This is a genomic window from Thiothrix nivea DSM 5205 (assembly GCF_000260135.1).
In the GTDB taxonomy this organism is placed as follows: domain Bacteria; phylum Pseudomonadota; class Gammaproteobacteria; order Thiotrichales; family Thiotrichaceae; genus Thiothrix; species Thiothrix nivea.
In genome coordinates, this window is the sequence record NZ_JH651384.1 from 2,691,443 (window position 1) to 2,717,022 (window position 25,580).

At 54.1% G+C, this 25,580-nt stretch carries 17 protein-coding genes; 9 read left to right on the forward strand and 8 right to left on the reverse strand.

Annotation, left to right across the window (positions count from 1 at the left end; translation table 11 throughout):
* Nucleotides 1-18 precede the first annotated feature (18 nt).
* Both THINI_RS13510 and THINI_RS13515 read right to left on the reverse strand, forming a co-directional pair.
* A complete protein-coding gene (locus THINI_RS13510) occupies nucleotides 19-4,947 on the reverse strand; it encodes a 2-oxoacid:acceptor oxidoreductase family protein (protein WP_002709131.1) in 4,929 nt (1,642 codons plus the stop codon).
* Nucleotides 4,948-4,980: 33 nt separating this feature from the next.
* The gene (locus THINI_RS13515) at nucleotides 4,981-5,871 is read right to left on the reverse strand and encodes an RnfABCDGE type electron transport complex subunit B (RefSeq protein WP_002709132.1); all 891 of its coding nucleotides are present in this window, start codon (nucleotides 5,869-5,871) and stop codon (nucleotides 4,981-4,983) included.
* A gap of 369 nt (nucleotides 5,872-6,240) precedes the next feature.
* On the opposite strand from THINI_RS13515, the gene THINI_RS23515 reads away from it, so the two are divergent.
* Nucleotides 6,241-9,036, forward strand: a complete 2,796-nt coding sequence (locus tag THINI_RS23515) for a toll/interleukin-1 receptor domain-containing protein (RefSeq protein WP_002709133.1) — start codon at nucleotides 6,241-6,243, stop codon at nucleotides 9,034-9,036.
* Here the strand turns inward: THINI_RS23515 and THINI_RS13525 are convergent.
* Nucleotides 9,023-9,553, reverse strand: a complete 531-nt coding sequence (locus THINI_RS13525) for a GNAT family N-acetyltransferase (RefSeq protein ID WP_002709134.1) — start codon at nucleotides 9,551-9,553, stop codon at nucleotides 9,023-9,025. The two genes, THINI_RS23515 and THINI_RS13525, sit on opposite strands and share 14 nt — an antisense overlap.
* On the reverse strand, nucleotides 9,550-9,846 hold the full coding sequence (locus THINI_RS13530) for a type II toxin-antitoxin system TacA family antitoxin (protein ID WP_002709135.1): 297 nt from the start codon (nucleotides 9,844-9,846) through the stop codon (nucleotides 9,550-9,552). The genes THINI_RS13525 and THINI_RS13530 overlap by 4 nt, the downstream gene beginning before the upstream one ends.
* A gap of 65 nt (nucleotides 9,847-9,911) precedes the next feature.
* Between THINI_RS13530 and THINI_RS26035 the strand changes: the two genes are divergently transcribed.
* The gene (locus THINI_RS26035; protein WP_050988053.1) at nucleotides 9,912-10,121 is read left to right on the forward strand and encodes a hypothetical protein; all 210 of its coding nucleotides are present in this window, start codon (nucleotides 9,912-9,914) and stop codon (nucleotides 10,119-10,121) included.
* Between the two features lie 56 nt (nucleotides 10,122-10,177).
* Here the strand turns inward: THINI_RS26035 and THINI_RS13535 are convergent, their stop codons facing one another.
* Both THINI_RS13535 and THINI_RS13540 read right to left on the reverse strand, forming a co-directional pair.
* Entirely contained in the window at nucleotides 10,178-11,938 is a 1,761-nt protein-coding gene (locus THINI_RS13535; protein ID WP_002709136.1) for an ATP-binding response regulator, read from the reverse strand.
* 49 nt (nucleotides 11,939-11,987) lie between these two features.
* A complete protein-coding gene (locus THINI_RS13540; RefSeq protein ID WP_002709137.1) occupies nucleotides 11,988-13,883 on the reverse strand; it encodes a protein kinase domain-containing protein in 1,896 nt (631 codons plus the stop codon).
* Nucleotides 13,884-14,091: 208 nt separating this feature from the next.
* Between THINI_RS13540 and THINI_RS13545 the strand changes: the two genes are divergently transcribed.
* From THINI_RS13545 to THINI_RS13565, 5 genes are all read left to right on the forward strand, one after another.
* A complete protein-coding gene (locus THINI_RS13545; RefSeq protein WP_002709138.1) occupies nucleotides 14,092-14,763 on the forward strand; it encodes a toll/interleukin-1 receptor domain-containing protein in 672 nt (223 codons plus the stop codon).
* Nucleotides 14,760-15,281, forward strand: coding sequence for a hypothetical protein (locus tag THINI_RS13550; RefSeq protein WP_002709139.1), 522 nt, complete (start codon nucleotides 14,760-14,762; stop codon nucleotides 15,279-15,281). The genes THINI_RS13545 and THINI_RS13550 overlap by 4 nt, the downstream gene beginning before the upstream one ends.
* On the forward strand, nucleotides 15,278-16,150 hold the full coding sequence (locus THINI_RS13555; protein ID WP_002709140.1) for a c-type heme family protein: 873 nt from the start codon (nucleotides 15,278-15,280) through the stop codon (nucleotides 16,148-16,150). The genes THINI_RS13550 and THINI_RS13555 overlap by 4 nt, the downstream gene beginning before the upstream one ends.
* Nucleotides 16,151-16,188: 38 nt before the next feature.
* Entirely contained in the window at nucleotides 16,189-17,874 is a 1,686-nt protein-coding gene (locus THINI_RS13560) for a transglycosylase SLT domain-containing protein (RefSeq protein ID WP_211206984.1), read from the forward strand.
* A gap of 139 nt (nucleotides 17,875-18,013) precedes the next feature.
* Nucleotides 18,014-18,814 (forward strand): hypothetical protein, encoded by an 801-nt coding sequence (locus THINI_RS13565; RefSeq protein ID WP_002709142.1) that lies wholly within the window; start codon nucleotides 18,014-18,016, stop codon nucleotides 18,812-18,814.
* 51 nt (nucleotides 18,815-18,865) lie between these two features.
* Here THINI_RS13565 and THINI_RS13570 read toward each other — a convergent pair whose 3' ends face one another.
* Together THINI_RS13570 and THINI_RS13575 are read right to left on the reverse strand one after the other, a co-directional pair.
* Complete coding sequence (locus THINI_RS13570; protein WP_002709143.1) at nucleotides 18,866-20,206, reverse strand: mechanosensitive ion channel family protein; 1,341 nt, start codon at nucleotides 20,204-20,206, stop codon at nucleotides 18,866-18,868.
* Nucleotides 20,207-20,298: 92 nt separating this feature from the next.
* A complete protein-coding gene (locus tag THINI_RS13575; protein WP_002709144.1) occupies nucleotides 20,299-21,078 on the reverse strand; it encodes a PP2C family protein-serine/threonine phosphatase in 780 nt (259 codons plus the stop codon).
* Between the two features lie 428 nt (nucleotides 21,079-21,506).
* Between THINI_RS13575 and THINI_RS13580 the strand changes: the two genes are divergently transcribed.
* Complete coding sequence (locus tag THINI_RS13580) at nucleotides 21,507-22,895, forward strand: efflux transporter outer membrane subunit (RefSeq protein ID WP_211206985.1); 1,389 nt, start codon at nucleotides 21,507-21,509, stop codon at nucleotides 22,893-22,895.
* A 77-nt stretch (nucleotides 22,896-22,972) separates the two neighbouring features.
* Complete coding sequence (locus THINI_RS13585) at nucleotides 22,973-25,549, forward strand: FHA domain-containing protein (protein ID WP_040839453.1); 2,577 nt, start codon at nucleotides 22,973-22,975, stop codon at nucleotides 25,547-25,549.
* Nucleotides 25,550-25,580 lie beyond the last annotated feature (31 nt).

Here is a 25,580-nt window from a genome sequence, read left to right on the forward strand (position 1 = left end):
GGTCGCCCCTACGCCGGATTATTGGTATTTCGCCGCCCGCGCCACCAGCTTGTCCAAACCGGCTTCGTTCGGGTTGTGCGGAGTGCCAGGGTGCAGACAGCCTGCCGTGCATTTTTCCGCCGCTTTCACGATGTCCTTGTAAGGGCCGCCCTGCGGGTTGATGACGATGGCTTTCTTCTGGTCGTTGTAGGCGAAAATGCTTGGGTTGATGTTGATGCACTCGTCACAGGCGGTGCATTCCGGCGTTTCCACCCACACCGGCTCGTAGTCGGCGGCATTGGCGGCACCGCCAGCGGAAGCCGCCGGAGCCAGTGCGCCGTTGCCGCCGCTGGCCAGCAGGTTGGCAGGCACGCTGCCCGCCGCCATGCCCATCAGGGTCGCGGTCAGTTGCTGGGCAACTTCGGCCTTGGCTTGCAGTTTGATCGCATCCAGGTCGACCATCTGATCGACGCCGACCAGCGACTTGAGCTGATGCCAGAAACCACGGCGCTCTTCGGTGGAAGCGACGATTTCCTGCGCTACCAGCACGCGCATCAGGCGGTTCTTGCCATCCACGCCCCAGATATACGGGAACTTGCCTTCGCGCTCGTCGGCATCCAGCTCGATGAACTCGTGCAACTGCACCATGTTGTCGTTCCAGGTTTCCGGTGGAGCCTTGCGGAAGCTCTTGCGGAAACGGCCTTCGGTGAGGGCGAAGTCGGCGAAGGTCATCGGCACTTTCATGCTGGCTGGCTTGCCTTTTTCGTCCATGTATTCCAGCGCGTAGGTCGGCCAGTCTGCGTCGATGAAGGGATTGCCTTCGATGCTGGCGCAATCCTTGAGGGTTTCACCGGCATCCGGGTCGAAGCGGAACAGCGGGTAGGCGCGGGATTCCACCGCCAGCTTGCTTTGCTGTTCGGCGGCGTCATCCGCCACGCCATGTTCCGGCTGGCACACGGCGTAGATGTTGAACAGTGCCGGGCGGCGGCTGTTGAGGCCGTCGATGAAGCCTTCGATCATGTGGGTCATGTTGGAAATGGAAGCTTGCAGCACGAACGAGGTGCGGTGCGCCATGCCGATCAGGCTCATTTCCTTGCGGATTTCAGTCTTGCCCTTCCACGCTTTGCCGTAGGGAGCCATGTCGGACACCTGACCGATGAAGCCGGAAGTGCAAGCCTGACCGCCGGTGTTGGAGTACACCTGCGTATCCAGCACCAGCACCTTGATCGGCATCCCGGACATCAGCGCACGCGACAGGTTCTGGAAACCGATGTCGTACATCGCGCCGTCGCCGCCGACCGCCACGACTGGCGGGCACAGACGCCATTCTTCATCGCTGAAGGCTTTCCAGTTGAAATAGGTCAGGAAGGAATCGTGTTCCGCCGGGTCGTATTTGTCGGCAATGATCAGCTCGGCCTTGCGGATTGCCTTGAAGCCTTCCGCCATCTTGGCCATGTGGCCTTCGAAAATGCCCATCGCCATGGAAGGCGCGTCCTGGAACAAATGGTTTGCCCATGGGAACGGGTAGGGGTTGAACGGGAAGGTGGACGCCCACACGGAGGTACAACCGGTGGCGTTGATGATGCCCATTTCGGCGCGGCCCTGTTTGGTCTGGCCTTCGGTGTATTTCCACTTCAGGTTACGCAGGCTGTCCAGCAGCTTGGAAATGTCTTTCAGCCATGCCTGATTGAGCGGCTTGGTGTGGCCGTCGGCTTCCAGTGAGTGCGACAGGATACCCAGGGTCAGGTCGTGTTCCTTGTTGCCGTCGATGGCGGCGCGGAACGCATCGGTATTGCCCAGGTCGATGTTGTTCGCCAGGGTCATGCGCACCTTGGTTTCGAGCTGGTTGATCAGGTTGTCGATCTTTTCCAGATGCGTTTTGACGCGCGGTTGCAGCAAGGCGGTCACGGTGGCGGTGAACAGGTGGATACTGGTCTTTTCGCCGCAACCCAGGCACGCGCCGTCGCCGGACAGCATGGCGTGGTAGTTGTGCTTGTCGAGCAGCAGGGTTTCGAGTGCGCCGACCTTTTCGTCCAGGTCGTCGATGCGGCTGAAATCCGGGCTGGTGGTGGGCAGGTCGAGCCAGAATTTCCATTCTTTGCGCATCCGTTCGATGCTTTCGGCGGTTTGCGGTTCGGCGACCAGTGCGCCGTCGTCACACACGTCGATACATTCCATGCAGCCTTTGCAGGTGTACGGGTTGAGGGTGACGGCAAACAGCCCGCCGCTGCCTTTCTGCTTTTTCTCGCGGTTGGTGTAGTACGGCTTGGTGATGGCGAAACGGAAGTCGCCGATCACTTCGAGCAGGCGGGCGAATTCGCGTTCCAGGCTTTCCTTGTCCTTGCCTTCCAGTTCGGATTCGGCCAGCAGTTCCAGCACCGCGTGGTCGATGAGCTGGTTGACGTTGGCTGCTTCGCCCTTCTCGTCGATCAGCGCACGCAGCTTCTTTTCCACGCCACGCACTTCACGGCGCAGGAAGCGGGTCGGGTTGCCGCCGCGTTCGATGCGCATGATGGCGGAGTTGAATACGTCGGCCACGGAGTTGACCAGTCCCGGAATCGCGCTATCCGGGCAGACGCTGTAGCAATTACCGCAGGCGGTACAGTTTTCCGGCTTGAATTCGGGGTACTCGAAACGGATCTGGGTCATGTCGCGGTAGAAACCGGTCGCGACCGGCATCAGGCCGGTGGCCATGTACGGGTCGGCGAGGTTGCCGCTGCCCTTGCCTGCAATGTAGAAGCTGCCGGTCTGTTCCCAGAAACGGTGGATGTCGGAAATGTGGCCGTCGCCTTCCGGCAGTTGCTTGAGCATGACCGGCAGACTGCTGGCCTGCTTGCGCACTGCATCTGGGGTGACGCCAACTTGCTTGTCGGTGATTTCGACAATTTCATCGAAACCACGGCGCACGATTTTCAGGTTGTCTTCGACCACGCGCGCGCCCTTGCTGCCGAACTTGTCGCGCAACTGCTTTTCAATCGCGCCGAACAGGGTTTCGCGGGTCATGTTGTTGCGTTCCATCAGCGGCGATGCGGCGAAGAACGCGCCCTGGAAGGCGTTACCCTGCATACGGAATTGCAGCTCGGCGTTGGAAGCTTCCTCCCGCGCGATCTTGAAGCCGTCGACGTAGAACACGCGGATGCCGTGGTCGACGATGTATTTCTGCGCGTTGCGTGGAATCTGCGCCCACACTTCCGCCGGGGAACCGAGGTTGCTCTGGATGATGAACACGCCACCTTTATCCAGACCGTGCAGCGGGTTGGAGTGCTGGAACACGTTCGGGTCAGGGGAGAGCACCACGTCAACGTAGTGGTATTCGCAGTTCAGGCGGATCGGTTCCGGCGCTGCCGACAGGTAGTAAGTGGTCGGCTGGCCTTTCTTCTCGGAACCGTATTTCGGATTGGCGCGGATGTCGAAACCGAGCAGGTCGTACAGCGTCATTGCCAGATTCTTGCCGGTGGTGATCGCACCCCAGCCGCCGACCGAGTGCATCCGCACGGTGATGGAACCTTTCGGCATCAGGTTGGGGTTTTCGCTACCGTAGACCGACAGATCCTTGATCTGCGGGTAACGGCTCAGCAGGTCGCTGAAATACACTTCCTGACGCGGGGTGGCGGCGTCGCGGAAGAAGTCGATTCCGAGGTAGAAGAAACGCTTGTGCTTGCCATCCGGCAGCATGTTTTCGATCGCGCCGATAATGCCTTCCGGTTGCAGGTCGCGGCTGCCGAGGCCGTAGCAACCGGAATACAACGCAGGCGCATCACCTGCTTTGTAAGCAGCATACAGCGGGTAAGGCAATTCGCCACGGCTGACCGTGCCGTTTTCGATACTCTTGGTCATCGCCGCACGTACTTCACGCATGATCGGCAGGTCTTCGGCCAGCGGCTGGTCGGTACGTTCCAGCACCACGCAGCCTTTCTTGCCTTTCAGCGCCTTGCTGACCAGATCGCCGGGGAACGGGCGGTACATGGTGAGGTTGATCACGCCGACTTTGAGCTTGCGGGTGTCGCGCAGGTAATCGGCGACGGCTTCCGCCTGCACCACCATGCTGCCTTGCCCCAGGATCACGTAGTCGGCGTCATCGCAGCGGTATTCAGCAATGCGTCCGTAGTAGCGGCCCGTCAGACCGGCGTACTCAGACATCACTTTTTCGGACAGGTCACGGATGTGGTCGAAGAAGTACGGGCGCTGCGCGGCGGTGGCCTGCATGTAAGCGTCCTGGTTCTGCACCGTACCGGCCACCATCGGGTTGTCGACGCTCCACACTTCGGGGACGCGGCGGCGTTTGGGGCCGTAGATCATTTCCTGCGCCGGGGTCGGGCAGTCGATCATGTCGGACGGGCTGCCGAGGAATTCGTCGATCAGCGCCCGTTCCGGCACTTGCAGCGGCTCGATCAAATGGGTGGTGAGGAAGCCGTCCTGCGCCACGGCAGCAGGCGTCAGCGACAGTTCGGCAATCTTGCGCCCGATCAGGTTGAGGTCAGCCGCTTCCTGCGCATTCTTGGCGAAAATCTGGAAGAAACCGGTGTCGTCGATGCAGTGGTAGTCGTCGTGCCCGCAGTGCACGTTGAGGCTGGCCTTGGTGATGGCGCGGCAGCCGATGTTCAGCACGTAAGGCAGGCGCTTGCCCACCGCCGCGTACAGCGATTCGTGCATGAACGCCACGCCCTGCGCGGAGGAAAAGTTGGTGGCGCGCAAGCCCGTCATGGACATACCGGCAGTGACGGCAGCAGCGGCGTGTTCGGATTCCGGCTCGACGAAAATCAGCGGCTGGCCGGAGGTGTTGACGTGGCCTTTCGCCACTTCCTCTGCCCAGTATTCGCCCATCTGGGTGGAAGGGGTGATGGGGTATGCGCCTGCCGCGTCGGATGCCTCGCGTTCGCACATGATGACGGCGGCGTTGCCATCCATCGCCATGCGGATACCGGGATACTTCGCGGCGGGTTTTTCTGGTTTCTTGCTTCCGAACATGTTGACTGCCTCTACGGGTGAGAAGTTAAACGGTTATACACGGACGACCGGCAAAGCCTGTTTTCTAATGACGGCTTTTGCCTTCTGGCCTTTTTCGGTCTCCCCTTTGCGGTTCAGCCACACGATCGCCCCGGTGGGGCAACGCTGGATGCTGACGCGGGAGGCCAGTGCGTTTTTGCTGTAGTCAATGGTTGCCAGGTTGTCCCTGATCGTTATCAAGCCTTCGGGAGAGTCGTTTGCGCAGCGCTCGCAGGCGGTGCAGGCCACTTCGCATTCGGCTTCCGCTTCTTCACCGTGGTGCAGGTTTTTACACGCCACCCATAGCTGGTGGCTGATTGGATGTAGTTCGAATAAATGTTTGGGGCAGACATCGACGCAATCGCCGCAGGCGGTGCATTTGTCTGTGTCAACGACCGGCAGGCCGTTTTTGTCCATGGTAATCGCGCCGAATTCGCAGACGTTGGCGCAGTCGCCGATGCCGAGACAGCCCCAGGCGCAGCCCTTGCCGCCGCCGCCGACCATGGCCGCGCCCCGGCAGGAATTCAGGCCGACGTAAATAGCGCGGTTGTAGGAAACGTGCTGGCCGCCAGCGCAGGCCAGCCGCGCGACGCGCTTTTCCTGGCTGCCCAGATCGACGCCGAGGAAGTTGGCGATGGCGACATTGTTTTCCGCCGCATTCACCGTGCATTGGCCGGGGCTGACTGCACCAGCTACCAGTTTTTCCGCGAATACCCGGCAACCCGGCTCGCCACACGCGCCGCAGTTGGCGTGCGGCAGGGCAGAATCCACTTCGTCAATACGTGGGTCTTCAAACACGAACAGGAAACGGTTGGCGATGGCCAGCAAGATGGCTAGGGTTACCCCTAATGCGAGCATATAGCCTAGCGCCACGGCCATGTCGGCTGTGAAAATGGTGTTAAGCACGTGAATGTCCTGCGATCCTGAATATGACATTCACGTTACTAATATTTTGTGCGGCGCACTAATGATGTTTGTCAAGTTTTTATGGTGCGACGCACAACCTGAAGGGATAGGGGGATAACCGAAAAGGGATAGAAATGGATATTCAACGCACCGGGGAGGTGCATGGAATCCTATTTATTATCAGTCGGGTAGATGGCTTTTTACGAATTTGCTCGGAAATAGGAGCAAAAACGGGGCATTTGGAATCCCTCACTAGCGGTTCCTGTGTCGGGAGCGCGGAGAGTAAGGGATAAAGAACAGAACGGACAAAATAGTCGATAAACGGTATGATGACGACAGCCATAAGTAACCATTCCCCAAGGTTTTGTAATGGATCAGCAGTTCGATATTTTTCTTTCCCATAACAGTGCGGATAAACCAGCTATCCGTGAAATCAGGCAATTATTGGAAGAAAAAGGATTATCCGCGTGGCTGGACGAGGAAGAGTTGCAACCGGGCATAAGCTGGATGACTTTACTTGAAGCCGCTCTCTGCAATTGCAAAAGCGCGGGCGCATTTGTTGGCAGCAACGGAGTCGGCTCCTGGGAACGCAAAGAAATAGAAGCTCTACTGATTGAAGCGGTCGACAACGGAATTCCGGTCATTCCTGTTTTGCTGCCCGGTGATTATGAACAACCCAAATTACCGCCATTTCTGAGAACGCTGACCTACATCGACATGCGTTCGGGTATTACGCCGGAACTGATCGACAGGCTGATTTGGGGTATTACGGGCAAAAAACCTGGCCCATCCAGAAAAATACAACCCAGCATCCATCCCGACCGCCTGCCCACCGTCAAAGGCGAATTTTTTGGGAGGAAAGATGAGCTGGCACTATTGGATAAAGCCTGGAAAAATCAGCACACTCACATCCTCCAGTTTATTGCACCTGGAGGCACGGGCAAAACCAAACTCCTGCGCCATTGGCTGGATAATACTGAAGACATAGGTACGAGACTAACTTGGTCGTTTTATTCACAAGGCATTTCCGATAACAAACAAGTCTCTGCTACCCCATTTTTCATCTATGCTTTTTCCAAGCTCAGCGCTGCCCGAACAGAATTTATTACCGAAGAAGAGAAGGGAGAATACCTAGCCGATTTACTACGGAAGCACAGCTGTACTCTGGTATTGGACGGCCTGGAACCTCTGCAACACGCCAAATCGGAAATGCGCGGCGAGCTGAAAGACCGGGCAATGCGGGCGCTGTTGAAAAGTCTTGCCACTGACAACAATACACTATGCATTATCACCACGCGCATTGCCGTACATGAACTTAGCGATCGCGCCCACGTAACCTCCAGAAGCCTGCAAAATCTGGCTTTAGAAGATGGCGTAAAATTACTCATATCGCTAGGCGTCAAAGGAACAGAAATAGCCTTGATGCGTGCTGTGAAAGCCTATGGCTGCAATGCCCTGGCGCTTAGCCTGCTGGGCAATGCCTTGCGCATCCGTCATGAAGGTGATGTGCGTCAGCGCGACAATATCAGGATATTAACTAAGGCAGCAGGTAACAAGGACAATCGCCACGCTTTCAAAGTGATGCAGGCTTATGAAGACTGGTTCGCGGGTGCACCGGAATTGGCACTGCTGTACCTGCTTGGGCTATTCGACCAGCCTATCGGGAAAGATGTCATGCAGGTATTGTGGGATGCCAACATCCCCAACCTCACCACCGATATTTCCGAAGATGACTGGCTGGAAGCCATTGATACCCTGCGCAATGACCACTCCCTGCTGTTTGAGCATGAAGGCAATGCAGAACAGTTTGATTGCCACCCACTGATCCGGGAATACTTCGGTAAACAGTTACGGGAAACCTGGCCGGATGCGTGGCAGCGTGCACATGCGGAGCTCTACAACTACTACCGGTCATTACCTGACGAGGAACAGCCAGAAACGCTGGAAGACATGTACCCCCTGTTCCGCGCAGTAGAACATGGTTGCCTGGCGGGTCTGTACCAACAAGCCTTTACCGAGATTTACTGGAAACGTATCAGCCGGGAAAAAACCTACTATCTGGCCAAGAAAGGCGCTTGCGGAGACGACCTTTCCAACCTGATCCATTTCTTCCAGAAGCCCTGGGAAATTCCTGCTGAGGAACTGGACATCTGGAGCCAGGCCAGCGTACTCCGGACAGCAGGGCATCGCCTGCGGGCTTTGGGGCGCATCCGGGAAGCCATCAAACCTTTCACCGCCGCCTTAAAGCGTTACGAGCAATTAAATGACCCCAAGCAAATCGCCATTACCGCCAGTAACCTGATCGAACCCTACCTGACTTTGGGGAATGTAAAAACGGCTTTAAGAAATGCTGAAAAGGGCGTTAATCACCCAGACCCCAAATTTGTCCGGCGTTTGGAAAACGTTTCCATTTTCGCCCGGACTTTGCATCAGGCAGGCAGGACAAAGGAAGCGCGTGAACACTTTATCGAAGCCGAAAAACTGCAACACGATTATGACTCCCAATACCGCTTCCTTCATTCCCTGTCTGGCTTCCGGTATTCCGAATTACTACTGGAAGAAAATCAGTTTGGCGAGGTGCTTGAGCGCGCCCATTACGCCCTTGAAATTGCTGAAGCTACTACCCCCAACCCTTTGTATATTGGATTAGCCAGGCTGATATTGGGGCGGCTAAGTTTGCTGCAAGCTCAATTGGGGGAGGCTAACAAATGGTTGGAGTCTGCGCTGATTTCATTACGTGAAGCAGGCAATCAAGACCATTTGCCGCGCGGTTTGCTAACCCGATCAACACTTTATCGCCACATTAACCAAACTGACCTTGCCCGGCAGGACTTGCAGGAAGTGTTCGACATCGCAAACGGCAGCGGGATGCGGCTGCATTTGACGGATGGGCATTTGGAGATGGCGCGGCTGTTGTTGGCGGAGGAAGAAACCCCTCCTAACCTCCCCTTATCAGGGGAGGAACAAGACGCTTCTGCCACTGCTGTGCAAGAACGCCCCTCCCCTGATAAGGGGAGGCCGGGAGGGGTTTCTTCGGCGCAAGCCGAATTGTCAGCCGCAAATCATGTGCAGGCAGCCGCCAAACTGATCCAGGAAACCGGCTACCACCGCCGCGACCAGGAACTCGCAGAGCTACAGCAAGCCATCAGCTCTATTCCCCAATAACCGCCGCATACACATCCAATAACGCCTGCGCAGGCATGTAAAGCTTCAGCGCATCATCCTGCCAGGGCACGAACCCGAAATGCTGGTAGTATCGGGAAACTGCTTCATCCTTGGCATCAACCACCATCCCCACCACGGCAAAGTCCTCCAGCAAACGTGCTGTCCGCACTATCGCATCAATCAGCAAACGTTGCCCGATGTGCTGCCCCTGATACTGCTGGCCAACAGCCAACCGGGACAAACGCGCCACGGGCAAGCTCGTTTTCGGCAACTTTTTCAGGTCTTTGGGATTGAAATATTCCGCAGAAATTTCCGCCAACGTCGTGGTGTAAAACCCCACAATACGTTCCGGCTCCGAGGGGCGGACAGCAACCCACGTTCTGGAAACCTGCTTTTTCTGATGCTGGCTGGCAACCTGTTGCAGGTAACGGTTCAGATCATCCTGACCACAATCAAAAGCACTGCGGTCATGCTGGGGAGCCAGCATGACAATGCTGAGTGGATTGCCAGCCGTCATGCGCTGGTAACAGTGACACGATAACGTTTGGCGGCTTTCAGTAGCGCGGCATTGGGTTTGGGGGGATTCTCCAACGCATCCAGAAACGCCTGTGTATCACGTGGCGAAAGCTGAATTACCTGTTCCTGACGCAGGATACGCTCCGCCTCCTGCATGGCCGAATGCACCATGAACTGGTTGATGGAAGAAAAACCCGCCCACGAAGCCGCCTGCGTCAACAGGGCTTTCACATCGGGCGTCACACGGCTGACTACCCGTTCGGTTTTATTTTCAGCGTCGATAACAGTGGCCATTGGGTTTTCCTAAATACTATCTGCATAACATTGACCATAATATTTTGTTGCCATTATGGCAACAAATGTTTGGGGCAGACATCGACGCAATGGCCGATGCTGAGGCAGCCCTAGGCGCAACCCTTGCCGCCGCCGACCATGGCTGCGCCACGGCGGGCATTCAGGCCGACGTAAATGGCGCGGTTGTAGGAAACGTGTTTGCCGCCCGCGCAGGCCAGCCGGGCGACGCGCTTTTCCTATATTGCATTGCACAACCTGAGGGGATAGGCAGATAGCCAACAAGGGATAGGTGGAACTAGTCGCGGATTGACAATAGGGTTTTCAGACGCCTCTAAGCTTCCGTAAACGCCGCCATCTGGTGCAGGGCCGCGCGCAGCTTGGCGGGCGCGATCGGCTTGTGCATCAGGAACAGCCCGCTGTCACGCACTTCCTGCAAAATCGCCGGGCTGGTGTCGCCGGTGATGATGACGGCGGGAACCGGCTTGCCGTAAAAGGCGCGGATGTCCGCCACCGCGCCGACCCCGGTCAGGTTATCGCGCAGTCGGTAATCCGCCAGGATCAGGTCAGGCGTCACCGGGTGCTGGCGCAGCTTTGCCAGCAATTCCGCCGCCGATTCACCCGTCACCACTGTGCAACCCCATTCCTTCAGCAAAAATTCGGTGCCGCTGAGAATATCCTGCTCGTCATCCACCACCAGCACGGTTTTGTGTAACTGGATGATGGGGGCAGGCTGGTTGGCCACCGGGTTGACCAAGCGCGCGTCGCCTGCCAGCACGCTTAGGGTGAAAGTGGAGCCTTTGCCAGGTTCGGACTCGCAGGTCAGGCCAATATCCAGCAAATCGCACAGCTTGTTGACGATGGAAAGGCCCAGCCCCAGCCCTTTATTGCGGTCGCGTTCCGTATTATTGAGCTGGTAATACTCGGTGAAGATGTTGTCCAATTCCTCTTTGGGAATGCCGACGCCAGTGTCGCTGACGGTGATACTGACCGTATCGGCGTCCTGCTGGCGGCAGGTGAGGGAAATGTTGCCCTCGCGGGTATAGCGGATGGCGTTGGAGAGCAGGTTACGCACGATCCGTTCCAGCAGGATGGGGTCGGTGTGCACCGTCAGTGGCGGGCAATCGCAGTGCAGTTGCAAGCCTTTTTCGGCGGCGCGCGGCTGGTGTTCCTCGTACAGGGCTTGCGCCATGTCGTGCAGGTGCAGATGGCCGCGCTGGATGTCGATGCTGCCCGCGTTCAGGCGCGACACGTCCAGCAGGCTGTTGAACAGGTTGGCCAGCGCTTCGTTGGTTTTGCGCAGGGCTTCCAGCGCGGTTTGGCCGGTAGTTTTGACGTGCGGTTCGATGGCGTCCAGGTACAGGCTTTGTGCGTGCAGCGGCTGGCGCAGGTCGTGGCTGGCGGCGGCGAGGAACTTGTCCTTGGCGACCACAGCTTGCTCGGCAATGGCCTGGTTGGTTTCGGCGCGTTCTTTTTCCTGCCCCAGGCTGGTGATCAGGTCGAGGTTTTCAAACCGCAAGCGGATGGATTCGCGGGTGGTGCGGCTGTGCATCGCCGCCACGATCATGCTGGTGAGCATGAACACAAAGCAGATCATGCCCATGAACACGTAGGTAAAACTGCCTGCGCGGATCATGCTGACAATGATGGGGATGGAGGCAGGCAGGGCAAAGGCGATGAAGGCCGGCATCCGCGCCGAGCTGGTGGCTCCGCCAGCCGACATCAGCCCCGCGTAAATGCACACCACGAACAGGATCAGTTGCGGGTGTTCGGGCAGGAAGGCCAGCCAGAACACCACGCCCCATAATGCGCCGGTCAGGCCGCTGCCGAGGGTGAAATGCCGCTCCCAATGGCACAGGGCAGGCGTTTCTGTAATCATCTGCTGGGCAAACTGGCGGGAATCGTAATAGCGCCAGGACAGCACCGCCAGCATCAGCAGATACCACAGGCTGAGGTACAGGCGGTCGCCTTTCCCCCATGCCATCACCACCACCATCAGGCCGACGAACAGGTTGCCGGGAATGATGACGCCGAAATTATGGTAAAGGCGTTTGACCTGCTCGGTGTGGATTTTATGGGTGAGGGTAGAATCCATTCGTTGCTTCCTTGCTGTTCCTGCTGTCACTACCGCACCCGGCACACAGCTACTTCGCACGCTGGTAAGTGTCGCAATCTGAAAACTCGGCCTTGCGGTGCTGCTCCAGTTTTTCCAATTGTTTGAATGCCTCGGTGTTGGAGGCGTCAAGCGTCATGGCCTGCCGGTAATGCCATTCGGCGCTATCCAGGGCGTTATAACGGCCAAATTTGTCTTCCAACAGGGCGCGGCAGCCACCACTCCAGAAGCTGTGGTCAAACAGTGCCTGTTGTTGTTCACGTTGCCCGGCTTGTTGCAGGTGTTGGCTGATTTGTGCCTGCCGCTGGCGGTTTTCCTCCGCCTGTTGCTGGGCAAGCTGGGCCGTGACTTGCTCTTGTTGCTGGAGATTGAACAGGTAATAACCGCCTACAGTCCCCATGCTCGCCAGCGCCACGAGACCTGCCAGCCATGCACCATGCCTGCCCGCAGGCGGGGTATCTGGCAATGAGGGTGGGGAAGAGGTTTTCCGGGACGGCGTAATCAACGTGGAGGCAGGCGGGTGCTGATCTATGGCGGGTGTTGTGACCGGCAGTTTTGCTAATGCTTCCAGCAGGTCGGCAGCGGAGGCAAACCTGTCAGCAGGCTGTTTTGCCAGCAGCTTTTCCAGTATCGGTTGGTAGTGGGCGTTGTCACCGGTGAGTTGGGGGATGGGGGCGTTTAAATGTTGCCCAGCAATCGCGACAAGGCTATTGCCGGTGTAAGGGCGCGAGCCTGTCAGCATTTCATACAGCACGATACCCAGGCTGTACAGGTCAGAACGGGCATCGACGCCGTGGCCACGGGTCTGTTCCGGCGACATGTAGAATGGGGTTCCTGCCACCAGCCCCAGTTGGGTGGCGTCGCTGACAATGCCTTGCAGCTTGGCGATGCCAAAATCAGCCAGTGCAGCGTTGCCATTGGCCCGAAACAGGATGTTGGCGGGCTTGATGTCACGGTGGATATAGCCTTTGGAATGGGCATAGTCCAGGGCGCTGGCGATTTGTCGGGTAATCTCCAGCGTGGCGCTGGGTAGCAGGGGGCCAGATTCCAGTTGTTCCTTGAGGGTGCCGCCGGGCAACAGTTCCATGGCCATGTAAAACAGGTTGTTGTCGGCTCCGCCGTCGTAGATGTGTACGATATGCGGGTGCTCCAGCTGGGCGACTATGCGTGCCTCACGGATAAAGCCCTGGCGCAGGGCTTCAGTGGCAGCCATTTTGGAGGACATGACCTTGAGCGCGACTTCCCGTTCCAGAATGGTGTGACGCGCCAAATAAACCGTGGCCATGCCGCCTTCTGCCAACTTGCGGATAATGTCGTAATGCGTCTGTCTCAGGCGGGCTTGCGTGTCCCGGGCGTCGGTTTGCCGCTGGCGTTCGGCGGCCACTGCCTGGATGGCGGTTTGTTCGGCGTGCTGGCGATCCTGCTCCAGCTGGCGGGCTGCTTCCAACGAGACAGTGTGTTGGCGTTCTTCCTCCTGCTGGCGGGGGGATGCCGCGACTTCGGTGTACGCCTGTTCCTGTTCAGCCCGTTGGCGTAATGGGCTGAAATGATCCTCCAGATCCTGTAACAGGCGTTGTAATGCCGGGGAATCCTGCTGCTTGTGCCAGTCACACAAGTTGGCAACCTGAAAGCTGCGGAAGCCCAGTGGGGGCAGCACATTATCCAGCTTGACCGGGAATAACGCTTGCTTGCGCTTGCCCTCTTCAGCCTCCTCGTATACCCATTGGGAGCGGATCGAGCTGGTCGTCCAGACCACTACGACGCAGCGGCTGGCGTCCAGTTCCGCCCCCAGCAATTCATGCCAACGGATGCCGGTTGGGATGACGCGATCCCAGAACACCGACCAGCCTTGCGCTTCCAGTACGCTAACCAACGGGCGTACCCGCTCACGGTCTTTGCTGGTATAACTGAGGAATATGTCGTTCATACTTGTTCTGCTGGGCCACTGCTGCCGTTTGTTTGGGAATTTCTGATCCACATCCGGCATTCAGGTGACAGTTGGGGAGAATGCCTTTAGGATGACACTTGTCAACACGCTTGATTTTCATCAAGCCTTGGCCTATTGAATGTTAGAGGCTAGCATGGTGTTAAGTGTATTAGCATAATTATATCAGTAGGGTAGGAATGATGGGGAAATGAGCGATATTTTTCTCAGTTACGCAAACAATGATCAAAGCCGCCTGCTGCGGTTGGTGACAGCGCTGGAAGCCAAGGGCTGGGCAGTGTTCTGGGATCGCGCCATTTCCACCGGCAAGACCTGGCACGACACCCTGGGCAATGAGCTGGATGCCTGTGCCTGCGTGGTGGTGGTCTGGTCGCAACATTCGGTGCGTTCACGTTGGGTGTATGAAGAGGCAGAAGAGGGGCGCAAGAAAGGTGTATTGTTTCCTGTCATCCTCGATCAGGGGGTGGTTCCGCCGGTGGGGTTCCGTGCCCTGCAAACCGCTGACCTCAGCCAGTGGCAGGGGGAGCCGGGGCATCCGGGGTTTATGCAACTGACCACAGAGATTGCTGCCTGCTTTGGCGGCAACAAGGCTTGCCATGACCCGGTGATCCAGACGCCCGATGCACCCGCCACCCTCGTCCGCCAGTTGGATCCAGCATTTGCCAGCCAGCCAGGGTTGGATGAGGCTGCCTTGCAGCAAGCCAAGCACCACCTTGCTTACCACCTGGGGCCAATTGCCGGTTTGCTGGTGCGCAGGGCGGCTCCGCGCGCCGCCAATCGGGCACAACTGGTACAATTGCTGGCCGCCGAGTTGACGGACGAAAACCAACGCACCGATTTCATAAGGAGGATGAAGTCATGAACACAGATTTCAAGCGTCTGCTGCCAGCCTTGCTGCTGGTATTCGCTGCCCACGGCGTGTGGGCGGAGGAAAACTGGCAGGCGGCATCACCCGAAGCCACCGGGGATGGCGCTTGCCTGCTGAGCACGCCCAAACAGACTATCAACGACGGGCAAGGCGATACCAAGGTATGGTTGGAAGTAGACAAAACCGCTGTAGTGGTCAGAACCCAGTCCAGCATCGACCCCGAGTTCAAAGATATTGGCCTTCAGGTAGACCAGGAAACATTCCTGCCGTTTGATGAGGTGCGCAACGAAACCGACCTGGTGTTTGCCAAAGACATCCAGGTGCTCACCCAGCAATTCATCAAAGGACATTCCGTCACCGTGTCGGCGCGCTTCTGGCCGACATGGCCAACGACAGGCGTCAAAACCATCCCGTTCAGCCTGATCGGTTTTACCAAAGCCTACCAAGAGGGGTGCGGTGCCATTGCCGAACCCCCGGAAGACGCAGCACCCGCCAAGGAGGGCATATCATGAAACTCGCCGTCAAATTCAACCTGTTCCTGATCCCCCTGCTGTTGCTGGGGTTCGTGATCGCGGGCTTCATCTTGCACACGGTGTTGCAGCGTAATGCCCGCCATGAAATTCAGGATCGCGCCGCTATTATGATGGAGGCTGCCTTGGCTATGCGCAGTTACACCGTCAAGGAGGTCAGGCCGTTGCTGGAGGTTCAGAACCGGCGCAATTTCCTGCCGCAAACGGTTTCCGCCTATGCCGCCACCCAGTTGTTTAACACCATCCGTGAACAGCACCCGGAATACACCTACAAGGAGGCTACCCTCAATCCCACCAATCCGCGCGACCGGGCAGTGGACTGGGAAAGCGACATCATCCAGCAATTCATTAATGATGAAAAACAGACCTTTCTGGTAGGCGAACGTGAGGGTGGAACCGGGCGTTCCCTGTATTTCGCCAAACCGTTACGCATCAAGGATCCGAACTGCCTTAAATGCCACAGCACGCCGGATGTCGCGCCGGAAACCATGATCAAGCAGTATGGCACGGCGAATGGCTTCGGCTGGAAACTCAACGAAGTGGTGGGGGCGCAGATTGTCAGCATTCCGATGGATATTCCCATTACCCGCGCCAATCAGGCGTTCATGACCTTCATGGGGATTCTGGCGGGGATTTTTGCCTTCATTGTGCTGCTCCTGAATACCTTGCTGCATTCACTGGTGTCGCGCCCGGTCAACCAGATTACCGCCTTGGCCGACCGGATTAGCAAGGGCGAGGAAGGTTTACCGGAGTTCCAGACAGGCGGGGCGCAGGAAATTTCTGCCTTGGGTGAGTCTTTTAACCGCATGAAGCGTAGCCTGGAAAAGGCTATGGTGATGCTGGGGGGCTAATTGCGTGCCTTTACCTTCGGCACGCCATGAAACAGTAAATGGCAAGTAACATGCAGGAAAAAGACAAAACTGTCATCGTGCCCCCATCCGGCGCAGGTGGGGCAGCAGCAGATGATAAAACCCGTTTTGCCCAAGATGGTTTGCGCGTCACCCTGCTGAATGACGGCGCACAACTGGGCGAACCCCATTTTTTCCCGGACAGCTTCCGTGCCGGGCGGGCAGCGGACAACGATATCGCCATTCCTCTCACCATCGTCAGCCGTCTCCATCTGGAAGTGAAACGGCAGGCAGATGGCTGGTGGCTGTATGACCGTAGCGCCAACGGCGTTTACATTAATGGGCAGAGGGTGGGGCAACAACTGCGGCTGGAACTGCCCGCGCTTTTGCAATTGGGCGACTCAGCCTGCTTCCTGCGTTTGGAAGCGCCTGCCACCCCTGGGTCTGTACCTCCGCCCAAACCAACAGTGCAACCCCCAGGCAGGGCTACGGCAACTGCGCCGACGACCAAACTGGGGTCTGCCCGAACTGCCCCTTCCCGCAAGGGCAACACTACGTCTGCGGAGAAACTCTCCAGGGAGCAGCTCAGGGAACGTTTGCTGGCTGAATCTGCCGCGCAGGATGCGGGCGAATACACCCTGATGGTGCGGGCGCTGATCCACGAAGACCGCAGCAAGCGCCGCCGGAGTTACCGGAAAATCATTTGGGGGACGGCAGCCCTGTTGGTGCTGGCCATCGGTTTGCTGATCTACCAGCACCAGATGCTGAGCAATGCCCACCAGCTGGCGATAGCCATGTTTTACGACATCAAGACGCTGGATGTAAACCTGTCGCAAGCGGAGGTGCGGCTGGAAGACCACATGGCAATTTTAGAGACCGCCATCCAGGAGACCCGGGGCGAGAAGCTGATTGCGGAACGGGCCAAGCTGGAGGAGGAGCGGCTCCGTTTGGCCAAGGAGCGGGAAAAACTCAACAATATGCGGGTGAAATACCAGCAATACGTACAGGAAGCGAATTCCCTCAAACTACGCTTTCCCGGAAAAAAGTCTTACGAGGAACAGCTTATCCTCAAGGTCGCCCGCCACTTTGGGGAAAGCGAACTGGAAGCACCACCGGAGTTTGTCAAAGAGGTGCGGCGCTATATCGGCTACTGGCAGAACTCCCCCCGTTTTATCAATGCCATGCAACGTATGGAAACAAACGGTTATGCCCCGGTCATTCTCGGCGCCCTGCAAAAGGAGAATTTGCCGGTGGGTTTCATGTACCTGCCCCTCCAGGAAAGCAATTACAATTCACAGGCCATTGGCCCGCAAACCCGCTATGGCATAGCCAAGGGGGCGTGGCAGTTCCTGGCCAGCACCGGGCAGGAATATGGCCTGAAGCCAGGGCCTCGGGCAGGTTCCCGCGAATACGACCCTCTGGATCAACGTTTCGACTTTAACAAGGCGACCGTCGCTGGGGCAAAATACCTCAAGCATATTTACAGCACGGAAGCGCAGGCATCCGGCCTGCTGGTGATGGCGGGTTACAACTATGGGCATAACCGGGTTAAAGGCTTGATTAAGAAAATGCCAGACAACCCACGTGAGCGGAATTTCTGGAAGTTCATCCAGCGTTATAAGATACCGCAGGAAACCTACGATTATGTCTTTTATATCGTGGCGGCTGCCGTTATTAGTGAAGACCCGAAACATTTCGGTTTCAAGTTCAAACCGCCGATTGAGTGATGGGGGCAAGTAGCGGCACTTTCATACTTTAGTACCGTCGTCACTCACGCCATTCGCCAGTAACCTTTAGTCATCGGGAGACGCAAAACAAACCGCCACTCCCCAAGCTGACAAACCTCATGACTAAAGGATGGATACCATGGACACTGTAATTCGCAACACAATCTTCGCCACCGCCGCTTTGCTGATGGCTGCTTCTTCCACCGTTAGCGCGGGTGATTTTGACTACATCGGCAAGGGTGGCTGGCGCGACATGCACGGTGGCTATGGCGACAGCAAAGACAAACAAGTCCATAATCTGGGGCAGTGCCAGGACTATTGCAAATCTGATTCCGAATGTACCGGGGTGGAATACCGCACCCATACGGATAACCATCACAATACTTACCATGTGTGTGAAATCCACCACGATGAATACGGCCATTGCGATACCTCCGGTGGCAGCAGCCTGTCGGGTGAAGATGGTTGCTATGTCCGCCATGCTGACCCGGACAAGCCAAAGGAAACGAATGGCCGCGACCCTGACAACTATGACCAGTGCTATGCCCAGCATTGGAACTGGATCACCTTCGGCAACTACAACCAACCTGAAGTGCATGTTGACCCGTATGACCACGGCAAGTTAAAGGCGTATCACACCGGCTATGACAATGGCTTTGAGGTAACCGTGCATCATGATTGCACGATCAGCCTGAAGTCACGTTACAACCACAAGTATGTATCCAACTGGGAACACGAATACAACCTGAAAGCGGACGGCAACCACATCGGCAAGGAAGACCAATACAAAGTCTACAAGGATGAATACAGTGGCCGTTACCTGTTCAAATCCGTGAAGCATGGTTCCTGGGTGTATACCGACCATCAGGGTTATGTAAAGTCTGATCCGCACGGCCAAAGCACTTGGGAAGACCGTAAGTACCATGTGAATATCAACTAAAACACACTAACCGGGCTAAAACAGGTGGGCGGCAAGGGGATGGGTCAAGGCTCATCCCCTTTCCTGTTGGGTATGCCGCGTGAACAATCGGGCCGTTTCCGCGTCCACGCTGCACACATGCAAATCCCGCTGCGGATACGGAAACTTGATGCCGTGCTGTTGAAACCTCTCCCATACCTCCAGTAACACTTGGCTCATAACGTTAGAACAGCCATTCATGGGGTCGCGTATCCAGATGCGTAGCTCCAGATCGACGGCATGATCGCCAAAGCCCTTCAGTAGGCACGCTGGCGCGGGATATTCCAGCACCCGGCTGACTTTTGCCGCCGCCTCCACGCATAGGTTGATAGCCTGTTTGACATCCGACTGGTAATGGATGCCGATGGGGATTTTTAGGCGTACATTGGGGTCAGTGTATGACCAGTTTTCCACCTTGCTATTGATGAGTTCGTCATTGGGGATCAAATGTTCTGTGCCATTGCGGGTGACAATAGAAACGTAACGCGCGCTTAAATGGCTGACCCGCCCGTACTGTTCGTCAATAACAATGGTATCGCCGGGCTTAATGGACTTATCCAGCAACAGGATAAACCCGGCAATCAGGTTGGAAAACACGTTTTGCAAGCCCAACCCTATGCCCACGCCAACCGCCCCACCGAATACCGCAAACGCGGTTAAATCCACCCCGACAATGTTCAGCCCGATCAGGCAAGCCAGTGTTAGTAGCACCACCTTGGAAATCTTGGCCAGCAACGCCTGGGTAGATGCACTCAGGGTGGTATTATGGTGCAGGTTACGTTCGATCAGGTTGGCAATAAACATGGCCAGCCACAGGGAAACTGCCACTGAAAACAAGGAGGAAAGCAGCCCATACAGGCTAAGCCCTTTGTAGCCACGGCTGAGCTTGATGCTGTCCAACCACTCAATGGTTCTGGGCAAATACCCGAGAATCTGTAATGCGGCTACGCCCCAGATCAGGGTGGCGACCGAGTGGCTGATGATCGGGTTGCTGATGAAGGCTGAAAACAGGCGGCTCACCGACCAGGCAATAGCTAGGGCGCTGATCTTGTCGAGGGCCTGATGGGGCAGCCCCAGCAATTCGTAAACCAGCGTAGCCCCTGTCACCCATAGCAGTAAGGTCAGCGGAAATGCTTGCCGCCGCGCAACCCGGACCAGAATCCGGCGCACACTATGCTTGCCTCCAGTGGGGGGGAAATGTTGGAACGTCCAGTGCCCGAAGTGCACGCCGACATAAAATGCCAGTATCAGACCCGCCGCGCCGATCCCTATCTGGGTCATCAGTTCCGCCGTGAACACATGGCGCATCAGCCATGCACCAATCATCTCCGATATGTCCAGAAAATCCTTCCAGAACAGTGAGGTATCGAACATATACTCTGCTCCCTAAGCGGCTTGGCATTGCCTGCCAGGTGGTTCTGGCTGCAAAAGCTGCTTACAGGCGGTTGTTGTGACTGAACGGTAAATTATATGCGCTTAAGTACCGGATTAATCATTGTCATATCCATTTCATCAACATCGTCAACAGAGATAACGATTACGCTCACATTGTCTTTGGCATACCTTGCTAGCGCTGTATTCATTAAATTTGTGCAGGCAATTGCGGCTGGCCATCGGCCAAGCTCGGTTGCTATTTCTGATTCATCCAGCATTGCTGTTAAGCCATCGCTACAAATTAAAAAGATATCGTCAATTTGCACGGGAAAACGGACAATCTCAGGTTCCAATATGCCATTGCCACCGATTGCGCGTGTCAGCACATGACCCGCAGGGTGCAGCTTGGCATCTTCGGCATTAAGTAAACCCAGCCTAACCAGTTCATTGACTTGTGTATGGTCAGTCGACAATTGCCTTAGATCACCATAGCGTGATAAATAAATTCGGCTATCGCCCACCCAAATGCAACTCGCCTTTTGTTGATGTAAAACAAGCACGGCAGCGGTGGTTCCTATAATGCCTGCTTTTTTCTCATCCGCTAGTCTTTGTAACTCGCCATGCACACCTTTTAATGTGTTGATGACTTGTTTTTCCCGATCTTCCAGCGTTCCATGCAAAGTAAGGGCGGCCAACATGGAAACGACCAACTGACTGGCTTCATCACCACACTGATGCCCTCCCATCCCATCTGCAACGACCCATAACCCCATATCTTTGCGTTCAAGTATGCTGTCTTCGTTAAGTTCCCGCCTGGCCCCTACATCAGTCATGGACGCGGATCGCCAAAAAAAGTCACCGTTTTTCCTCATTGATATTCTCCTCTGTACACGACTACATCCCTAAGTAACTGATTTATAGTTTTCTGACTAAAGTTATTGAGAACCCGCTGCTGGTCAATCCTCCTTCCTTGAAGCCAAGCAGGCTTTGAAATCAACATTCGTGCCACTACCAATAAGTGTAGTAGATTGTCATTATTTTTCAAATTGTTACCAGGATGATCAAATGGCGTTATGACAATTTTGGATGAACGGGCAAATGAATGCTGATGAGTGGGGGCGGAAATTCTGAAGAATGTACTATTCTTGACTATAATCAATCCTCAAGCATATGTTTTTTGGATGATTATTATTATAACTAATGGGTAGTGATCACTAATGATTTTTTCTACCGGTGCATTCTTCCGAAAAACGTTTGCATGAGTACTTGCGAGCATAAATAAGAAGTGAGGAGTGTTGCTTTGAGAAAACAAACTGGATATCAACGACGTTTGTCGCCTGTCATGATGGCTGGTGTTTTGCTATGCGTAAGTTGTACCTCACTGGAAGGTACGGAGTATGAAAAAACATCAGCTCCAGAGAAAAAAGGTTGGAGCGCAGAGGGGGCTGGCAAAATATCGGCAAGGCAAACGGCTAACCCTAATTGGTGGAAGTCCTTTCGAAATGCGCAGCTGAATAACCTGATTGAGCGGGCCGTCAGCGACAATATTGACTTGAAGGTTTTAGTGGCGCGCACAAATACTGCAGAGGCTGCTATAGGCCAGGTTCGAGCAGCAAGCTTGCCCTCATTGAGGGCTGGTGCCGGTGCCAGCTTTGATTCTAGCACTGGCGTCGGCTCATCAAGCCAATTCAATACGGCTACCTCATTGAGCTGGGAACTGGATCTGTGGGGTAAGGCAAAAAAAGGTGTTGAGGCCCAGCAAGCGGAAGTCCGTGCTACACAGGCTGATTGGCGTGCAGGTTATTTGAGCTTGGTTTCAGATGTTGCGATAACCTATTTCCAGATCCTACAGTTTGATGAACAAACAAAGCAGCAAGAAAAAGTACTGGGCGATTCGCAGCGTATACTGAAAACCCTGGAAAGTATGCAGCAAGAGGGGGTGATTGAGAATACACGTGTTTTACAGCAGAGGGCGGAAATTAATCAGCAGTCAAAAGATTTGTTGGAGATTAAACGGTTACGGGCTATAGCGGAAAATAGTCTGGCTACCTTGTTGGGAACGCCGGCAGGGAACTTGCGTATACCGCCAGGAACATTGACGCAAGATGTCACCATTATCGATGTACCCGCAGGCTTGCCTTCAGACTTGTTGATGCGCAGACCTGATATCGTTGCAGCCGAATATCGGGTACTTCGCGCCTATAACCTGACTGCCGAGGCTAAGCTGGCGCGCTTGCCGAGTTTTGGCCTGACTGGCCGCGCAGGCAGTGCCAGTTTCAAACTGTCTGACCTGCTCAAGTCATTTACTGTTGGTATTTTGCCTTCGCTGGATATTCCCATTTTTGATCCTGCTGTCAATACAAGGCTAAAAGTCAGCGAGGCTGAAACCAAAGTGGCTAGAGAGGAGTACCGCAGTGTGGTTATCAAGGCTTATCAAGATGTTGAGAACGCATTGGTTAATTTGGAGAGCCACAAACAACAGCGTAAAGAGTTACTGGCCCAGCTTGCAGAATTACGTTCAGTGGCAGGGACAGTGAACGAGCAATTGCGTGAAGGGATGGTATCACAGCTTGAGGTGTTCGAATCAGGAAGAAGTTTGTTGGCGACAGAAATGGCCGTGCTAGAAAACAAGCAGTTGATTCTTTCTGATACGGTGAGGTTATACAAGGCGTTAGGTGGAGGGTGGTAAAACAACAGGTATGTATGCGCGAGATGGTTACCATGTAAATCAATAAATTGGCAGAGGATGATTCTGACGGTTGGGTTATGAAAATAATTTTGACACCTGTTACACCTGTTAGTCCAAAAGAACTTGAAAAAATAACAATTACATCTGAGCAGTTTCCTGTTGGCCGCCAGGAGATGCCATTTTCCAACTACTCCGAAGCGATACAAAAAGTGTTATCGCGGCGTCATGCGCGAATTTTCATGCAAGATGGCCTGCCTTATATCATTGATATGGGTAGTAGCAATGGTACGGTGGTCAACCATATGGAGGTGCGCGACAGGCCCCATGCACTCAAGCACGGCGATCAAATTTGTTTTGCCAACAAGCTTACCTATACCGTTGAAATTGAGGCGGAGAGTGAAAGTTCTAGTCAAAAAGTAACACCACAAAATACGAAGCCCTTTTATCTTTATATGACACCTGAAGATGGTCAATCACCTATTGACTCAATTGTCATTATGAGCTTCCCATTCATGGTTTCAAGAACCGATGATGTTTTTAGTCGCTATCAGGATGATTTCCCGGAAGAAGTTAACTTTTTGTCGCGGCGACATGCCTATATCTTTGAAAAAAATGCATCCCTGTATATCGAAGACTTGAAAAGCGCAAACGGGACGTTTGTCAATGGGGAGATGCTGAAGGATGAGGCCATCCAGTTAAAATCTGGCGATATACTTTCTTTTGGTGGATATTATTTCCGTTATCATATCAGGATTGAAGGTGGGGGAGATAATCTTGAAACAGATGAGACGATAATCCAGCAAGGTTGCCAGCAGAATAAGCCAAGCCTTGAAACAACATCAGCAGCCGTAATGGTTGAGTCAGTAGAAAATGAAAATAAGACACTGTTTATTTCATCGGCAACATCATTTCTCGACATCTTTTGTTTTCAAGAGGAGGCAGCCAAAGAAAAGACGGGGGATGATGATAACGGTAATGAGCAAAAAAACATAGATAATAAAGCCAGTGAACGGCTCTTGTTTCATAAACAAAGAATCTTCTTGCAGAATCTCGTCGGCGCTTTTCAGGAAGGTGAGACGACAAGAGGTTTTAACCTTAAAATTGCAGGGTTGCTTGTTTTGGTTGTTATTACAGTTGGTGTTGGCTGGTACTTTTTAAATGCAGAGAAAAGATCAATAACAATAGCTTGTGATAGTGAAGACCATGCAGGCTGTATGGAAGCTTCGCTGGCGTATTTAAGTGCGGGAAATATTGATGGTGAAGTTGCACAATTTGCATTTAATGCTGCATTAAAGAGATATTTACCTGACTGGATTGACAAAGTGGTTAATCGTGAGGGTGAAGGCTCTTCTATAATGAACGAGCTGGCAGCCTTTCAAAATGATCTTCGTAATGCTTTATCTATAGAGTCATCTGGGAAGAGTGAGAATATATTGGTGGTCTATTCGCAGATGCCAATGAGCAAAGGGGATCTGCCTAAAGAGATGGAGTATGTTGATGGCACAATTGGGCTGTTAAAGAATATAGAGGTGCTTGAATCATTTGTTACCCAGCGAGGAGGGGGTGATGGGAAAATAAAGATAGATAAGGATGAGAAAGAGATAACCGATATTGTCGATAAGTGGCAGGCAAATACCGATACAGACCGAAGGATTATGCTGGATATCATCAAGCAAGTACCAGAGTTTGATGAGCTACGAATGCTTGTGTTCAGCCATATTAGGGATTTGAGGAACGATAAATCGCTCTATTTGTCGGCTATACGATCATTTAAGGAGCATTTAGGTAGCATGAGTGGTAGTAATGAAAACCAAATGCTGTCTGAAGTTGATAAGTTGCAACAAAAATATCCGCGTATTATAGGGCTGGATACGTATCGTGATGATATTAAGCTCTATCAGAAAATTAAAGACCTCGAGCAGGGTGGCTCAGGCAAAGTGTTAAATGTTCAAGAGTTGGCTGGCCAGTTTAAAACGGCATTATTTTCCAATTTGTATGCGCAAAATTTAAGAGCGAAACTGCCTGAAGGTGATGTTGCGAATCATTTTAGTCAAGCTCTGGCGCAATGGTATGATGGGTCGTGTGATGAATCGATAGGCACACTGGGAAAGATCCAGGATTTGCAATGGGTTGAGTTGGCGCAAGCTAAAATCAATCGTCAAAAAACCATCTGCCAGCAATTTGAGAAACTTAACAAAAGTAGACGTGAAAAAAATTATGAAAATACACTCTTACAGTTTTATACTGCTCTTGAAAAAGAAGAGGATAGGTATTTTGTTAGTCAAATAGAGCCAGAAATTTTAACGTATAAAAGTAAATTGCAAGGCAAGGCAGAGATGCTTTTGAAAAAGGCGATTTCTGATTGGGAGAATTATACTCGCCAAGGGAAAATCGAAAAGCTGCAACTTCTGGAAAGTGATATTAGTACACAGTTCACGGAACAGTCCAAATTGCTTGTTCAAGCGAACCAATATATTGATCAAGCAAAAACGATTTATCAGATGCTGGCTCTGGAATTGACTCCACTACAAAAAGAAAAAGTGACGGCAATTGCGGACGAGCTGGCTTACCAGCGTAATGCACTTGAGGATTTAGCGAAGACATCAGACAGTAGTCAAGTGGCAGAGGCAAAGTTAAAGTTGCTCAGGAAGTAACCAAAGCGAAATCATTCAGAGGGTATACTTT

Bases quoted from the DNA above. Each gene is read 5' to 3' on its own strand.
- THINI_RS13585 (WP_040839453.1), top strand. From the start codon at position 22,973: ATGAAAATAATTTTGACACCTGTTACACCTGTTAGTCCAAAAGAACTT.
- THINI_RS13550 (WP_002709139.1), top strand. From the start codon at position 14,760: ATGAACACAGATTTCAAGCGTCTGCTGCCAGCCTTGCTGCTGGTATTC.
- THINI_RS13510 (WP_002709131.1), bottom strand. From the start codon at position 4,947: ATGTTCGGAAGCAAGAAACCAGAAAAACCCGCCGCGAAGTATCCCGGT.
- THINI_RS13535 (WP_002709136.1), bottom strand. From the start codon at position 11,938: ATGGATTCTACCCTCACCCATAAAATCCACACCGAGCAGGTCAAACGC.
- THINI_RS13540 (WP_002709137.1), bottom strand. From the start codon at position 13,883: ATGAACGACATATTCCTCAGTTATACCAGCAAAGACCGTGAGCGGGTA.
- THINI_RS26035 (WP_050988053.1), top strand. From the start codon at position 9,912: ATGTTTGGGGCAGACATCGACGCAATGGCCGATGCTGAGGCAGCCCTA.
- THINI_RS13530 (WP_002709135.1), bottom strand. From the start codon at position 9,846: ATGGCCACTGTTATCGACGCTGAAAATAAAACCGAACGGGTAGTCAGC.
- THINI_RS13570 (WP_002709143.1), bottom strand. From the start codon at position 20,206: ATGTTCGATACCTCACTGTTCTGGAAGGATTTTCTGGACATATCGGAG.
- THINI_RS13560 (WP_211206984.1), top strand. From the start codon at position 16,189: ATGGCAAGTAACATGCAGGAAAAAGACAAAACTGTCATCGTGCCCCCA.
- THINI_RS13575 (WP_002709144.1), bottom strand. From the start codon at position 21,078: ATGAGGAAAAACGGTGACTTTTTTTGGCGATCCGCGTCCATGACTGAT.
- THINI_RS23515 (WP_002709133.1), top strand. From the start codon at position 6,241: ATGGATCAGCAGTTCGATATTTTTCTTTCCCATAACAGTGCGGATAAA.
- THINI_RS13545 (WP_002709138.1), top strand. From the start codon at position 14,092: ATGAGCGATATTTTTCTCAGTTACGCAAACAATGATCAAAGCCGCCTG.
- THINI_RS13525 (WP_002709134.1), bottom strand. From the start codon at position 9,553: ATGACGGCTGGCAATCCACTCAGCATTGTCATGCTGGCTCCCCAGCAT.
- THINI_RS13555 (WP_002709140.1), top strand. From the start codon at position 15,278: ATGAAACTCGCCGTCAAATTCAACCTGTTCCTGATCCCCCTGCTGTTG.
- THINI_RS13565 (WP_002709142.1), top strand. From the start codon at position 18,014: ATGGACACTGTAATTCGCAACACAATCTTCGCCACCGCCGCTTTGCTG.